The 13,669-nt window shown below is 43.6% G+C and carries 12 protein-coding genes; 5 read left to right on the forward strand and 7 right to left on the reverse strand.

Annotation, left to right across the window (positions count from 1 at the left end; genetic code table 11):
• Nucleotides 1–710: 710 nt before the first annotated feature.
• From purB to ACHZC4_RS03980, 3 genes are read right to left on the reverse strand one after another with little or no spacing between them, the layout of a single operon-like run.
• A complete protein-coding gene (gene purB, locus ACHZC4_RS03970) occupies nt 711–2,075 on the reverse strand; it encodes an adenylosuccinate lyase (protein WP_394752501.1) in 1,365 nt (454 codons plus the stop codon).
• Nucleotides 2,076–2,098: 23 nt separating this feature from the next.
• Complete coding sequence (gene mnmA / locus ACHZC4_RS03975) at nt 2,099–3,190, reverse strand: tRNA 2-thiouridine(34) synthase MnmA (protein WP_394752502.1); 1,092 nt, start codon at nt 3,188–3,190, stop codon at nt 2,099–2,101.
• Nucleotides 3,183–3,644, reverse strand: a complete 462-nt coding sequence (locus ACHZC4_RS03980) for an NUDIX hydrolase (protein ID WP_394752503.1) — start codon at nt 3,642–3,644, stop codon at nt 3,183–3,185. Before ACHZC4_RS03980 ends, mnmA begins: the two co-directional genes overlap by 8 nt.
• Nucleotides 3,645–3,949: 305 nt before the next feature.
• Between ACHZC4_RS03980 and clpS the strand changes: the two genes are divergently transcribed.
• Nucleotides 3,950–4,273 (forward strand): ATP-dependent Clp protease adapter ClpS, encoded by a 324-nt coding sequence (gene clpS, locus ACHZC4_RS03985; protein WP_394752504.1) that lies wholly within the window; start codon nt 3,950–3,952, stop codon nt 4,271–4,273.
• An 11-nt stretch (nt 4,274–4,284) separates the two neighbouring features.
• Nucleotides 4,285–6,555 carry an ATP-dependent Clp protease ATP-binding subunit ClpA gene (clpA, locus tag ACHZC4_RS03990; RefSeq protein WP_394752505.1) on the forward strand — a complete coding sequence of 757 codons (2,271 nt, stop codon included), beginning with the start codon at nt 4,285–4,287 and terminating at the stop codon, nt 6,553–6,555.
• Nucleotides 6,556–6,560: 5 nt separating this feature from the next.
• On the opposite strand, the gene infA is transcribed toward clpA, so the two are convergent.
• The 3 genes from infA to ACHZC4_RS04005 all read right to left on the reverse strand — a co-directional run bounded on the left by infA (nt 6,561) and on the right by ACHZC4_RS04005 (nt 9,515).
• Complete coding sequence (gene infA, locus ACHZC4_RS03995; RefSeq protein ID WP_019866271.1) at nt 6,561–6,779, reverse strand: translation initiation factor IF-1; 219 nt, start codon at nt 6,777–6,779, stop codon at nt 6,561–6,563.
• A 115-nt stretch (nt 6,780–6,894) separates the two neighbouring features.
• On the reverse strand, nt 6,895–7,599 hold the full coding sequence (gene tsaB / locus ACHZC4_RS04000) for a tRNA (adenosine(37)-N6)-threonylcarbamoyltransferase complex dimerization subunit type 1 TsaB (protein ID WP_394752506.1): 705 nt from the start codon (nt 7,597–7,599) through the stop codon (nt 6,895–6,897).
• Nucleotides 7,596–9,515, reverse strand: a complete 1,920-nt coding sequence (locus tag ACHZC4_RS04005) for an ATP-dependent DNA helicase (RefSeq protein WP_394752508.1) — start codon at nt 9,513–9,515, stop codon at nt 7,596–7,598. Before ACHZC4_RS04005 ends, tsaB begins: the two co-directional genes overlap by 4 nt.
• Nucleotides 9,516–9,626: 111 nt before the next feature.
• On the opposite strand from ACHZC4_RS04005, the gene uvrC reads away from it, so the two are divergent.
• The 3 genes from uvrC (at nt 9,627) to ACHZC4_RS04020 (ending at nt 12,747) form a co-directional block, all read left to right on the forward strand.
• Nucleotides 9,627–11,462 carry an excinuclease ABC subunit UvrC gene (uvrC, locus tag ACHZC4_RS04010; RefSeq protein WP_394752510.1) on the forward strand — a complete coding sequence of 612 codons (1,836 nt, stop codon included), beginning with the start codon at nt 9,627–9,629 and terminating at the stop codon, nt 11,460–11,462.
• Nucleotides 11,452–12,018: a CDP-diacylglycerol--glycerol-3-phosphate 3-phosphatidyltransferase gene (gene pgsA / locus ACHZC4_RS04015; RefSeq protein WP_394752511.1), complete on the forward strand. Its 567-nt coding sequence runs from the start codon at nt 11,452–11,454 to the stop codon at nt 12,016–12,018. Before uvrC ends, pgsA begins: the two co-directional genes overlap by 11 nt.
• Before the next feature lie 126 nt (nt 12,019–12,144).
• Entirely contained in the window at nt 12,145–12,747 is a 603-nt protein-coding gene (locus ACHZC4_RS04020) for a TetR/AcrR family transcriptional regulator (protein ID WP_394752512.1), read from the forward strand.
• 149 nt (nt 12,748–12,896) lie between these two features.
• Here the strand turns inward: ACHZC4_RS04020 and ACHZC4_RS04025 are convergent, their stop codons facing one another.
• A complete protein-coding gene (locus ACHZC4_RS04025) occupies nt 12,897–13,601 on the reverse strand; it encodes a tetratricopeptide repeat protein (protein WP_394752513.1) in 705 nt (234 codons plus the stop codon).
• Between the last annotated feature and the right edge of the window lie 68 nt (nt 13,602–13,669).

Below are 13,669 nucleotides of genomic sequence, written 5' to 3' on the forward strand. Positions count from 1 at the left end.
TTAGTACGAGGGAAAAATGCTTAGCTTAAAAGGCTACCCATTTAAGACGGGACATCCGTTCACCCTTGTCGAAGGGTTTGTTGTTCATGGTTCGACAAGGCTCTCATGAGCTTGTCGAATGGCTCACCACAAACGGCTTTTTAAACTGTTCCGTCTTAAAAGTGGGTAGCCGATTAAAACAACTGGATCAATGTAGCATATTGTCATTGCTAATTTAATTGTAATTTGTTGTCAGGTGGAAGCGACTGAAATTTATATTTGCCATTAACTTGTAAAAAATATTTTAGTACAAATTATTAAAATTTAATGGATTAAACAGCGCTGCGCAAAAAATAAAGCGCCAAACGTCAGATTATTACTGAGTGACAAAGTGATTTAGATGGAGCTGGCAAGAATTGAAGATGATCAAAAAAATCAGAGGTAAGTGGAGCGTTTTGCCAGACATTTATCTGAGCATTTAAGATGATCAGGTTAAAATTTGCAGATCATGAAAGTTCGTATGAAGCCCAAAACAAGCCGTGTAACAAATAGTTTCTAAGGGGATTTTATGCTTTTAATATAGGGGAGCTAAAAAGAATAAAGGCCGTAGGGCTGGTACGGCCTTTAAATGTGATGAAAAAGTCAACCTAAGGAGTCCGCCAAAGAAACTTTCTATCACGGTTTAATTATGGCACAAATTAAAATTTTGTGTTGTGAACTACGTCACAAAATTAAATGTTTCTTGCCAGTTTTTCCGCATAGCCGGTGTAAGTTCTTGGTGTTAACTGCAACAAAGTCGTTTTGGCCTCGGTCGGAATTTCCAGTGTTTCAATAAAAGCTAGCATAGCTTCTTGAGTAATCCGTTGTCCGCGTGTAAGGTTTTTCAGCTTTTCATAAGGTTTTTCTATGCCATAACGCCGCATCACGGTTTGTATGGGTTCGGCAAGCACTTCCCAATTGTTATCTAAATCGGCTTCAAGTGCATCGACATTAAGTTGTAACTTGGAAATACCTTTTAAACTGGCCTGTATGGCAATGCTGGTATGGGCAATACCTACACCGATATTGCGCAATACAGTGGAATCGGTCAAGTCGCGCTGCCAACGTGACATCGGCAATTTTTCCGCCAAAAACGTAAACAAAGCATTGGCTATGCCTAAATTACCTTCGGAGTTTTCAAAGTCTATCGGATTGACTTTGTGCGGCATAGTGGATGAACCAATTTCACCGGCGATGGTTCTTTGTTTGAAATACCCCAGGCTGATATAACCCCAGATATCGCGATCAAAATCCAGCAATATAGTGTTAAAACGCGATAAGGCATGGAAAAATTCTGCAATATAATCGTGTGGTTCAATTTGAATGGTGTAAGGATTAAATTGCAATCCTAAAGACTCGACAAAGTTTTTGGCAAATTCAGCCCAGTCGACATCAGGGTAAGCCACGGTGTGCGCGTTATAATTACCCACTGCACCATTGATTTTACCGAGCAACTCAACCGCTTGCAGTTGTGCGTGCTGGCGTTGCATTCTGGCAGCAACGTTGGCAAATTCTTTACCTACGGTAGTGGGCGTTGCAGATTGGCCATGGGTGCGCGATAACATGGGTTGATCGGCGGTATCGGTGGCTATTTTTTTAATGGCATTGATGCAATCGCTGATTTGGTTTGAGATAACGTCACGGCCTTCTTTTAACATTAAGGCGTAAGACAAGTTATTAATATCTTCTGAGGTACAGGCAAAATGGATAAATTCACTGATCTGTTCCAATTCTGAGTTGCCAGTGATCTTTTCTTTTAAGAAATATTCAACCGCTTTAACGTCATGATTGGTGGTTTTTTCAATGTCTTTGACGCGCTGGGCATCGGCTTCAGAAAACTCTGCGACGATGTTGTTAAGTAACTGGTTTGCCGTACCAGAAAATGGCTTAACTTCGACAATTAACAGATTTTTTGCTAAAGCTTGTAACCAGCGAATTTCAACAATAACCCGAAAACGAATCAGTCCATATTCACTGAAAATAGGTTGTAAAGCGGCTACTTTGTCGGCGTAGCGGCCATCAATAGGAGAGATGGCGGTTAAAGCAAAATGGGTCATGTGTGTGTCCAGAAATTACTAAATTATTGATTGGTTTTTGATTCGATAATGCCGCCGCCCAAACAAATCTCGCCATCGTAAAAAACCACGGATTGCCCAGGTGTGATGGCACGTTGCGGTTCATCGAAAACGCAGCGTACCTGGTTATCCGATAACGGTGTGACCCTACAGGCTTGATCGACCTGACGGTAGCGGGTTTTCGCGTAGCAGGTTATAGGATTTGTGAGCGGTTTATTGCTGCACCAGTCGAGTTGACTGGCTTCCAGCGTATTGTGCAACATTAAGGGGTGGTCATGTCCTTGGCCTACGATTAGACGGTTATTGTCCAAATCTTTGTCCAAAACATACCACGGTTCATCGGGTGCATCTTTTACGCCACCAATACCCAAACCTTGGCGTTGGCCAAAGGTGTAATACATCAAGCCATGATGTTTACCGATTAACTGACCTTCCGGTGTACGCATTTCCCCTGGCTGCGTGGGCAAATAGCGTTGCAAAAATTCGGTAAATTTACGTTCGCCAATAAAGCAAATGCCGGTACTGTCTTTTTTCTTATGGTTGGCAAAACCAGCTTTGGTAGCCAGAGCGCGAATTTCCGGTTTGTGCAAATGGCCAATCGGAAACAGTGTTTTCGCTAACTGTTTTTGCCCCATGGTATACAGAAAATAACTTTGCTCTTTATTAGGATCTAAGCCTTTCAGCAAAAAATACTCGCCGTTTTTTTCATTAACCCGTGCATAGTGGCCAGTGGCGATGTATTCTGCGCCCAAATCCTCAGTGGCGTAGTTTAAGAAGGCTTTAAACTTGACGTGTTTGTTACATAGAATATCCGGATTGGGCGTTCTGCCGGCTTTAAATTCTGATAAAAACACCTCAAAGACTTCATCCCAATATTCGCTGGCAAAATTGACGGTTTTAAGCACAATGCCCAGTTTGTCGCAGACTTGTTGGGCATCGGCCAAATCTTGCATGGCAGTACAGTACTCTGTACCATCGTCCTCTTCCCAGTTTTTCATGAATAGGCCAGTAACCTCATGACCTTGCTCGAGTAATAACAGCGCAGTGACCGAAGAATCAACTCCGCCAGACATGCCCACGATAATGTTTTTACGCATGGTTAATATCGAGCAAAGATTTGAGCAACGTTAAAGGATAGCGTTGACCGCTGAGGTATTCTTCCACGCACAGGCGTACTAAAGGGCTGCGTAAGCGCATTTGTCTGGCGATGATTTCCTCATGCGTTAACCAATGGGTGGCTACAATGCCGTCATCGAGTTTTTGGCTGGCGTCGTGGCTGTGGCAACTGCCTGCAAAGCAAAAGCGAATAAAGCTGGTTGCCTCGGGATTTTGTCGCCATAGCTGAACAGAGATAATGGCTTCTGGTTCGAAATGCCACGCGGTTTCTTCATTGACTTCACGTTTGACCGCCGCAATCAAGTCTTCGTTTTCTTCAAGGTGTCCTGCGGGTTGATTAAACTGAAGACCGCTAGAGGTTTCTTCTTCAACAAAGAGAAATCGGTCATCTTGTCTAATCACTGCCGCAACGGTTACGTTGGGTTTCCAAACCATCAATGTGATTCCAAATGAATAAAGCGAATATTCTACTGGATTTAGCGGTATTATGGCGGCTAAGATTTATAATTAAGTGACTTTTCATTTCATGCAACTTAATGTACTAAGAAATGATCATAGCTTTAAATTGACCGGCAAATTGCTGAAAATAAGCTAAATAATTAAGTTTTCACAATAGGCTGTTTATGCTGTTGGTTTGTTTAACGTATGAGGTAATTAGATTTTCTTATGCACAAAGTCTTGAAATATTTTTATATTGGCATTATGTTAAAGGTCAGAATACTTTATGTTTACGAGTGACTATGTCCGATTTTGATCCACTAAGAGACGATGATAACGATGTAAGTGTACAAGAGGCGCAGCCTAAGCTTAAAAGGCCGCCTTTGTACAAAGTTATTTTATTAAATGACGACTTTACGCCGATGCATTTTGTAATTGAGCTTCTAATACAATTTTTTGCGATGTCAACCAATAAAGCAACGCAAGTTATGTTACAAATACATACGCAGGGGGTCGGCGTATGTGGCACTTATTCTAAAGACGTTGCCGAAACCAAAGTCTACATTGTTAACGAATATTCAAAACAGCACCAGCATCCACTGCTGTGCTCAATGGAAGAACTGTAGTTGGAGAGTGTATGTTAAGTAAAGAACTGGAAATTACCTTAAACATGGCTTTTAAAAAAGCCTACGATCAGCGTCACGAGTTTATTACCGTCGAGCATTTACTGCTGGCCTTAACGGATAATTCCTCTGCAGAAGCGATCATGAAAGCCTGTGGTTGCAATATTAAAGTGCTGCGTGCGCAGTTAGAACAGTTTATTGATGAAACTATTTCGCTGATCCCTGAAGGTATTCACCGTGAGACGCAACCCACGTTAGGTTTTCAGCGGGTATTGCAACGGGCGGTTTTTCATGTACAGGCTTCCGATAAAAAAGAAGTATCCGGTGCCAATTTATTTGTCGCCTTGTTCAGTGAACAAGATTCCCATGCCGTGTATTTACTAAATAAGCAAGATGTATCAAGGTTGGACGTGGTTAATTATGTTGCACACGGCATTTCCAAAAACGATCAGGATCATGCGTTATCACCCGAACAAGCTCCCAAAATGAATAATAACGATGCTGAAGCTTCCAGTACTCCGCTGGAAAAATATGCTACTAATCTTAACGATGAAGCTTTAAAAGGTAGAATCGATCCTTTAGTGGGTCGAGAAGCTGAGGTGGAAAGAACAATTCAAATTCTCTGTCGCAGACGCAAAAATAATCCGTTATTGGTCGGAGAAGCGGGTGTCGGTAAAACCGCAATTGCTGAAGGTTTGGCAAAAAGAATTGTCGAAAACAGTGTCCCTGAAATTTTGATGAAGAGTGTGATCTATGCCTTGGATTTAGGCGCATTGGTTGCCGGAACCAAATACCGTGGCGATTTTGAAAAACGCTTGAAAGATTTGGTTAACCAGTTAAAAAATGAGCCAGATTCGATTTTGTTTATAGACGAAATCCATACCATTATTGGTGCAGGTTCTGCATCAGGCGGGGTTATGGATGCGTCTAATCTGATTAAACCGATATTGGCCTCAGGACAGTTGCGCTGTATTGGTTCTACCACTTATCAAGAGTATCGCGGTATTTTTGAAAAAGATCATGCCTTGGTGCGTAGATTCCAGAAGGTTGACATATTAGAGCCTTCTGTTGAAGAAACTATTTTGATTTTAAAAGGCCTTAAAACGCGTTTTGAAGAACACCATAATGTGAAATATTCGCCTGACGCATTACGGGTAGCTGCGGAATTATCGGATCGATATATCACCGACCGACATTTGCCGGATAAAGCTATTGATGTGATTGATGAAGCCGGAGCAAGACAGCGGATGAAGCTTGAGGCTGAGCGTGTGCCCGTTATTGATGTCACTGAAATCGAGGATATTGTGTCAAAAATGGCCAGAGTGCCCGCCAAGTCAGTGTCTTCTAATGAAGTGGATAAGCTGGGTAACTTGGATAAAAACCTCAAAATGCTGGTTTTTGGACAAGATGAAGCCATTTCTGCATTAACGTCAGCCATTAAGCTATCCCGTGCAGGGCTTAGAGAAACTCAGAAAACGATTGGTGCATTTTTATTTGCAGGCCCTACGGGTGTCGGTAAAACTGAAGTGACGCGCCAACTGGCCAAGGTACTGGGCGTGGAGTTGATTCGTTTTGATATGTCCGAATATATGGAACGTCACACCGTGTCCCGGTTAATCGGCGCACCTCCAGGTTATGTGGGTTTTGATCAAGGTGGCTTGTTAACGGAGCAGATTACTAAGCATCCTTATGCCGTTTTACTGCTTGATGAAGTAGAAAAAGCCCACCCTGATGTATTTAATCTATTATTACAAGTAATGGATCATGGTACTTTAACCGATACTAACGGCCGTAAAGCGGATTTCCGTAATATTATTATGGTGATGACCACGAATGCTGGGGCAGCGGAAGGCAGTCGCGCTTCCATTGGCTTTACGCACCAAGATCATGTTACAGACAGTTTGAAAGTGATCGAAAGAACCTTTTCTCCGGAATTTCGTAACCGTCTTGATGCCATTATTCAGTTTAAGCCTTTGGATATTTCGATTGTTGGGTCTGTTGTTGACAAGTTCATCTTTGAACTGGAAGCATTGCTGGCAGACAAGCACGTCACTCTAACGTTAGATGCTGACGCGCGTTTGTGGCTAGCCGAGCACGGTTGCAGTCCAGACATGGGGGCAAGACCGATGGCAAGATTGATTCAGGAAAAAATCAAAAAGCCACTGGCGAATGATTTGTTATTTGGCAAGTTGGTGAGCGGCGGTAACGTGCGTATTTATGTAGAGAATAACGATCTTAGCCTTGATATTGAAAACAAGGAGTTGATTGTCTCTGAAAATAGTTAAGTGCTTTAGCGCATACGGAACGAGATGCGCCCCTTGGATAAATCATAAGGGGTCATTTCTACTTTAACGCTATCGCCAGTTAATATGCGTATGTAATGTTTACGCATTTTGCCGGAAATATGTGCAGTAACAATGTGACCGTTTTCAAGCTGGACACGAAACATGGTATTAGGTAGGGTATCAATAACCTTGCCTTCCATTTCAATTTGATCTTCTTTAGCCATTTGTATTCTCTTGAGTTATTTAAATTTGTACATTATACCATAAGCTTGCTATTAGCTAGAAAAGTGTGCGGCATAATTTGTAGCGGCGTTATTGATTTACCTTATTAAAGCTTTTTTACGGGATAAGGGCTTTGCGTTCTAGTTCTGTTTTTGCCACTTTATCTCTTAAATACACGGGGATAGCCGATTCTGCGCTAACGGCCAAACCTTGCTCAAAACCATACACTCCTAATTGTGCAACGTTACCAGCACTCGGTAAATGCTGCGTTTCGTAATAATTCACCTTATCGCCTAAGCAAATTTTCAACTCATCTTGATACACAGCCCAAGCAGAGCCAACTCCCACGCCTTGTACTTCAGAGGAAATAACGGAACTGGCAGGTGTCACCGCTTCTTGGCCGATTAACTGTGCAAAACCTTGGCCATCACGCTGATAAACTCCCCAAAAAATCTCACCAAGACGTGCATCCATTGCCGAAAATACCACATCCAAATCCGCAGCATTGTGGTTGAAAAAGCCTTGCGCCAATGCTGCCAAAGTAGATACCGGTACGACTGGAATATCCAGCCCAAATGCTATGCCTTGAATAACACCGGTAGCAATTCTAACGCCAGTAAATGAACCTGGACCACAACCAAACGCCAACGCATCCAGATCAGCAGGTTTTAAACCCGCTTGGGCCAACAACGAATCAATCATCGGCAAAATAAGCTTGGTGTGTTGCTGCGGGGCGATTTCAAAACGTTCCAGCATCTCGCCATCAACAAAAAGGGCAGCGGAACAAGCTTCGGTGGCGGTTTCTACGGCTAATAATTTCATTCGGTAGGCTGGTTTTGGAAAAAATCATAAACTTCGTCGATATTGCGGGTGCGTTTCATGGCGGGGATGCTGTCTAAAAATAATTGCCCGTAGCTGCTTTTCAACAAGCGCCGGTCACAGATCATCAATACGCCACGGTCATTGACATCGCGGATTAACCGGCCAATGCCTTGCCGTAAAGCAATAATGGCCACCGGCAATTGATGCTCAAAAAACGCATTACGGCCTTGTTGGCTTAGCGTATCCAGCCGCGCTTTTAACACCGGATCGCCAGGCGAGGCGAACGGCAATTTATCTATAATAACACACGACAAGGCCTCGCCCCGCACGTCGATACCTTCCCAAAAACTGGATGTGCCTAGCAAGACCGCATTGCCAAGTTGCTTGAACTCTGCCAATAACTGGGTTTTGGGCTGGCTGCCTTGGATCAATAACGGGTAGTCGAGTTGGTCGGCCAAAATATCCGCCGCCTGTTTTAAGGCGCGGTGGCTGGTGAACAGAAAAAACGCCCGCCCACGGCTGGCTTGCAATACCGGCAAGGCAAAGTCGATAATATCCGCTACAAAATTCGCTGAATTAGGCAGCGGCAAGCCTTTGGGGTGATAAAACAACGATTGATTGGGATAATCAAACGGGCTATCCCAGCTTTTGCTGACGGTGTTGCTAAGCCCTAAACTGTTAGCGAAATAATCAAAGGTATTGGCCACGCTTAAGGTCGCGGAGGTAAATATCCAGCTTGCCTGGTAATATTGCATAAAATTGCGAAATTCCGAGGCAATATCCAGTGGCGTACGGCTGAGGGTAAAGGATTTTTTATAAGTTTCGTACCAGCGTATCCATTGGCCGCTCTTGTCGTCCATAATGACAGTGAGCTGCTGCATGAGTTCATCGGCGCGTTTAAAGCACGATTCCAGGCCTTTAGTTTTCACTGAAGCCAATTCCAACTGATTGGTTAAGCATTGTAACTGGGTTTTGACTTTATTAAGGCTAGCAAGGATTTTAGGGTTATTAGCAATATCTTGCCAGTCGCCGCGTTTCTGTTCCACACCAAATGCCAGCCGTAAATTTTTCACCTCACTTTCCAAATCTTCCGAGGCACTGCGTAATACCGGCATATCGGTGGCATCTTTGAAATATTCTTGCAAGGTATCACTGGCCAGATCCAGCAGTTTTTTACTGCCGATACTGATGCCTAAAAAATTGGACGCAGTATCAGCCAGTTGATGGGCTTCGTCGATAATAATCACTTCGGCTTCGGGTAATAATTCGCCAAAACCACTGTCTTTGATCGACCAATCGGCGCATAGCAAATGATGGTTAATGACTAGCACATCGCATTCTTGCGCCCGCCTACGCGCTTTCACCAGAAAGCAATCATCATAATCGGGGCACTCTTGGCCTAAACAATTGTCTTGTGTGGAGGTGGCGTGTTGCCACACCGGATCGCCTTCTGCAATGTCGGCGACTTCGGCTATATCGCCAATCTTGGTTTTTTTTGCCCATAGCTTAATTTTCGACAGCGCGACTGCTTCTTCTTTATTGTAGCCACGGATATAGTCCAAGGCATCTCTTAAGCGGTATTTGCACAGATAATTACTACGGCCTTTAAGTAACGCGGCGCTAAACGGCACGTTCAACGCTTTGCGGATAATCGGCACATCGTTGTTAAACAATTGGTCTTGCAAATTTTTGGTGCCGGTTGAAATGATGACTTTCTTTTCGGATAAAATAGCCGGAATTAAATAAGCAAAGGTTTTGCCGGTGCCAGTACCTGCTTCCGCAATTAAGTTGTGGTTGTCATCAATAGCCAAGGCGACGGCGTTTGCCATTTCGGTCTGTGCTGCGCGGGGCTGATAACCGTCTATGCTGTGTGATAATGCGCCATCGGCGCTGAAGATTTTTTCTAAATTTGTCATTGCGTCACTGAAGAATACGAGATGCTGTGTTGCGATTTTCCGCTCATGGTAGAACACTGTGTAAAAGATTACCAATATCTTGAGTGATCTGTTTAAGAATCGTGAGGCTGTGTGAACGCTGAAACCCCAGAAACGCCGATTGATATTCCGACATTTTTAAAAAACCTGACCACACGGCCAGGCATTTATAAAATGCTCAATGTTCAGGGCGACATTATTTATATTGGTAAAGCCAAAAACCTGAAAAATCGGGTGTCGAATTATTTCAGGGCGCAAAGCACCTCGCCAAAACAGCAGGCGATGGTCACCAAGATAACCAGCATTGAGGTCACCGTCACCCACACCGAAACCGAGGCGCTGTTGCTGGAAGCCCAGCAAATCAGGCGGCACAAGCCACGCTATAACATCTGTTTGCGTGATGACCGCTCTTACCCGTATATCCATTTATCCAGTCACGAATTTCCGCAAATTGGCCTGCACCGTGGTGCCAAGAAAAAATCCGGTCAGTATTTTGGCCCGTATCCCAGCGCCAGTGCCGCCAAAGACAGCCTGAAGATGCTACAAAAGATTTTCCCGCTCCGCCAGTGCGATGACTCAGTGTACAACAACCGTACGCGGCCTTGTCTACAATACCAGATTAAACGCTGCACGGGGCCGTGCGTGGGCTTAATCGACAAAATAAGTTATGGCCATGATGTTGATAATACAATCTTATTTTTAGAAGGCAAGGGCGGTGTACTGGTTGATCAGTTGATAGTGAACATGGAAAATGCCGCGACGGAACTGAATTATGAGCTGGCCGCCAGCTTTAGGGATCAAATTATCAAGCTGCGGCTGGTGTTGGAGCAAAATTTTATCGAGGGCGAGAAAGGCGATGTCGATATCATTGCTTGTGCGACCAAAGCCAATCTCGCCTGTATTCAGGTATTTTTTATTCGCAACGGCCAGCATTTGGGCAACAAAGCCTTCTTCCCTAAAATGACCGACGAAAACGATCCTGCTGCTGTTATCCAGGCGTTTATCGCGCAATATTACTTTGACAAGCCCGTGCCGCATGAGTTTATTGTCAGCCATGAGCTGGAAGAAGCCAGCTTATTAGCCGAAGTTTTGGCTGGCCAAGCCAAACACGCGGTGACGATTTCAGCACGTGTGCGCGGAGAGCGGTTAAAATGGTTGCAGATGACAATAACCAATGCCGAAAATACGTTGCTCAGCAAGCTGGCCAACAAGCAGGACAGTTATGCACGTTTTCTAAGCCTGCAAGAAGTGTTGGGCATGCAAGAACTGCCCAAGCGACTTGAATGTTTTGATATTAGCCACACCCAGGGTCAGCAAACCGTGGCCTCTTGCGTGGTATTTGATCGCGAAGGCCCAGTAAAGTCGGCTTATCGGATTTTTAATATTGAAGGCATCACCGCTGGCGATGATTATGCAGCTATCCATCAGGCAGTATACCGGCGCTTTAAGCGCATTAAGCAAAATGAAATTGTCGCGCCGGATATTTTGTTTATTGATGGAGGTAAAGGACAGGTCGCCGCCGCGCAAAAGGCATTGATAGAATTAGACATAAACAGTGTTATGATAGTCGGCGTTTCTAAGGGGCCTGACAGAAAAGCAGGCATGGAAAAAATGATTGTGGTGGGACAGCAGCAGCCCCTGGATATTAATCCCCGCGCCAGCGCGCTGTTATTAATCCAGCATATCCGCGACGAAGCGCATCGTTTTGCCATAACCGGCCATAAACAGCGCCGCGCCAAAGCCATGCAGCAATCGGTATTGGAAGAAGTGGCCGGATTAGGGCCTAAGCGCCGTCAGCTTTTATTGAAACAGTTTGGGGGGCTGCAAGGGGTAGCAGGCGCGGGAATTGATGCGCTTTGCAGTATAGACGGTATTAGCCGGCAATTGGCACAACGCATTTACGCATTATTTCACCAAGATGAAAATTGAATTTAACTTACCAACCAATTTAACACTCCTAAGGATCGCGTTAATACCTTTGTTAGCGGTGGTTTTTTATCTGCCTTGGCAATATACCAATGTAGCCTGCATGTTGATTTTTTTGGCTGCGGGCATTACCGATTGGCTAGACGGTTATCTTGCCCGAAAAATGCAGCTGGAAACCCCGTTTGGTGCTTTTTTAGATCCTGTCGCTGATAAATTGATGGTTGCGATTGTATTGGTGTTGTTGGTTCAGCAACAAGCCAGTGCGGCTTTAGCCATTCCTGCGGCGATTATTATCGGTAGAGAAATTACGATTGCATCGCTACGGGAATGGATGGCAGAAATCGGCCAACAAGGTACGGTTAAGGTCTCGCAATTAGGTAAATGGAAAACCTCGGCGCAGATGCTCGCCATTGGTATGTTGCTGTACCGTGAAGACCTGCTAGGTATTCCTATCAATTATTGCGGGTATACTTTGCTGTATATCGCGGCCATACTGACATTATGGTCTATGATTAGCTATTTAAAAGCAGCATTTTTGGTGTTATCAGAAAATAATTAACACATTAAAAGCTTCGGATTGATGCCTTTGCGTTAAGCCTAATTACTGTATAGGAAAAGATAAAATAAGCCTTTGGGCTTTATAAAAACCTATATAGCCCATTGGATACGATACGACAGAAGAAGAATGGATCAAGAAAAACTAGATACACACACAACCGTTGAAACGCAGGATCATATATTACTAGCTGCTTTAAAGTTATTTACTGAAAAAGGCTATTTTAATACCTCGTTAATTGATATCAAACAGGCTGCGGGTATAAAAACCTTGCCTATCATCTATCAACATTTTTCCAGCAAACAAGCCATTGCGTCGGCGTTATACGCAAACATTATCGATAGTTTGAATATATCTATTGAAGATATCCGGCGTAGAAATCAAAAATCATCTGAACAATTACATGACATTGTCGATTTATTATTTAAATTGACTGACGATGCGCCTGATGTGATGCGGTTTTTGTTATTTTCAAAATTTGATGAATTTTTACCCGATGAAAAGCCGATAGTAGAAACGGCTGCTTTTGTTAAGATTATCAAAATAATTCAAGCCGGTATTAAAGCAGGAGAAATTCGTAATCTTGATTCGGCACTGGTAAATGCGCATTTTTTTGGGATTGTAAATAATACTTTGCGCTTAGTATTATCCGGTGAGTTAAATAAAAAAGCCGATGCGTATCAATCTCAAACGTGGCTTTGTGCCTGGAATATGATTGCTAATAAGCGGTAATCAGTTATTGCTGATAAAAAAATCTTGCTTTACGATAAAAATGACACAGATTTGATTAATATTTGGGCCAATAATAATCAAATCTGTTTAATTGAATTTACATTTATTGTGTTTCGATAACTAAATAACGGCATAAAATTAATTGCTTATTAATCAAAACTGCCTGCTTTCTTCCTTGCCAATTTAGCCCCTTCAGGATTACTCAGTAATTCTCTTGCCTTGGCAATTAATAGCCAGCTGTGTTTTTTCAATTCCCGATCATTCGATGCCAACAACGCGGCTTTTTTAGCTAAATCTTCCGCCAAACGCGGTTGCGATTGATTAAGTCTTGCTACTGCCAGTTTGTAATACAGCGTCGCATTTCTAGGTTCAATACGTATCGCTCGTTCAATAGCAGCTCCTGCGGCTTCTGGATTGCCGCTGTCAGTATTTTGCTTAGCCGCCAAAACTAAAGCACTGACAGGTGCTGATAAATGCGCATTGGATTCTAAAGGGGTAAAAGAGGTATCTGCCTCAGGTTCTTGTGTTACTTGAGGTTCTGGTGCCGGTGCATCTTCCACGAGCGGGGGAAGCTCTTCTACTTTTTCTTCTGGAACAGGCTCCGGTTCTGGCTCCTGTATAACACGGTCAGGTATTTCCATAGGAACCGACCGAGGTTTAAACTCTTTTAAGGGTTTGGTAACAACAGTACTTTCATCAGGCAAGGGCTTAGCAACAGGCGGGGGTAGCTGGGTATTGATAGGGGATTGGCCACCATAAACAGGTGCAGGATACTGAGCTTGGTAATAGTCGTTGGCACAACCCGTTAGTAAAACCATCAGTGTGCAAGGCGCAAAAAGATGTTTAATTGCCATTATAATTCATCCAGTAAAAACAACAGTTAATTAAGTTAGGATCAGCTTAATATTTTGCTTAATCTAAC

This window comes from Crenothrix sp. (genome assembly GCF_043729335.1).
Lineage (GTDB): Bacteria > Pseudomonadota > Gammaproteobacteria > Methylococcales > Methylomonadaceae > Crenothrix.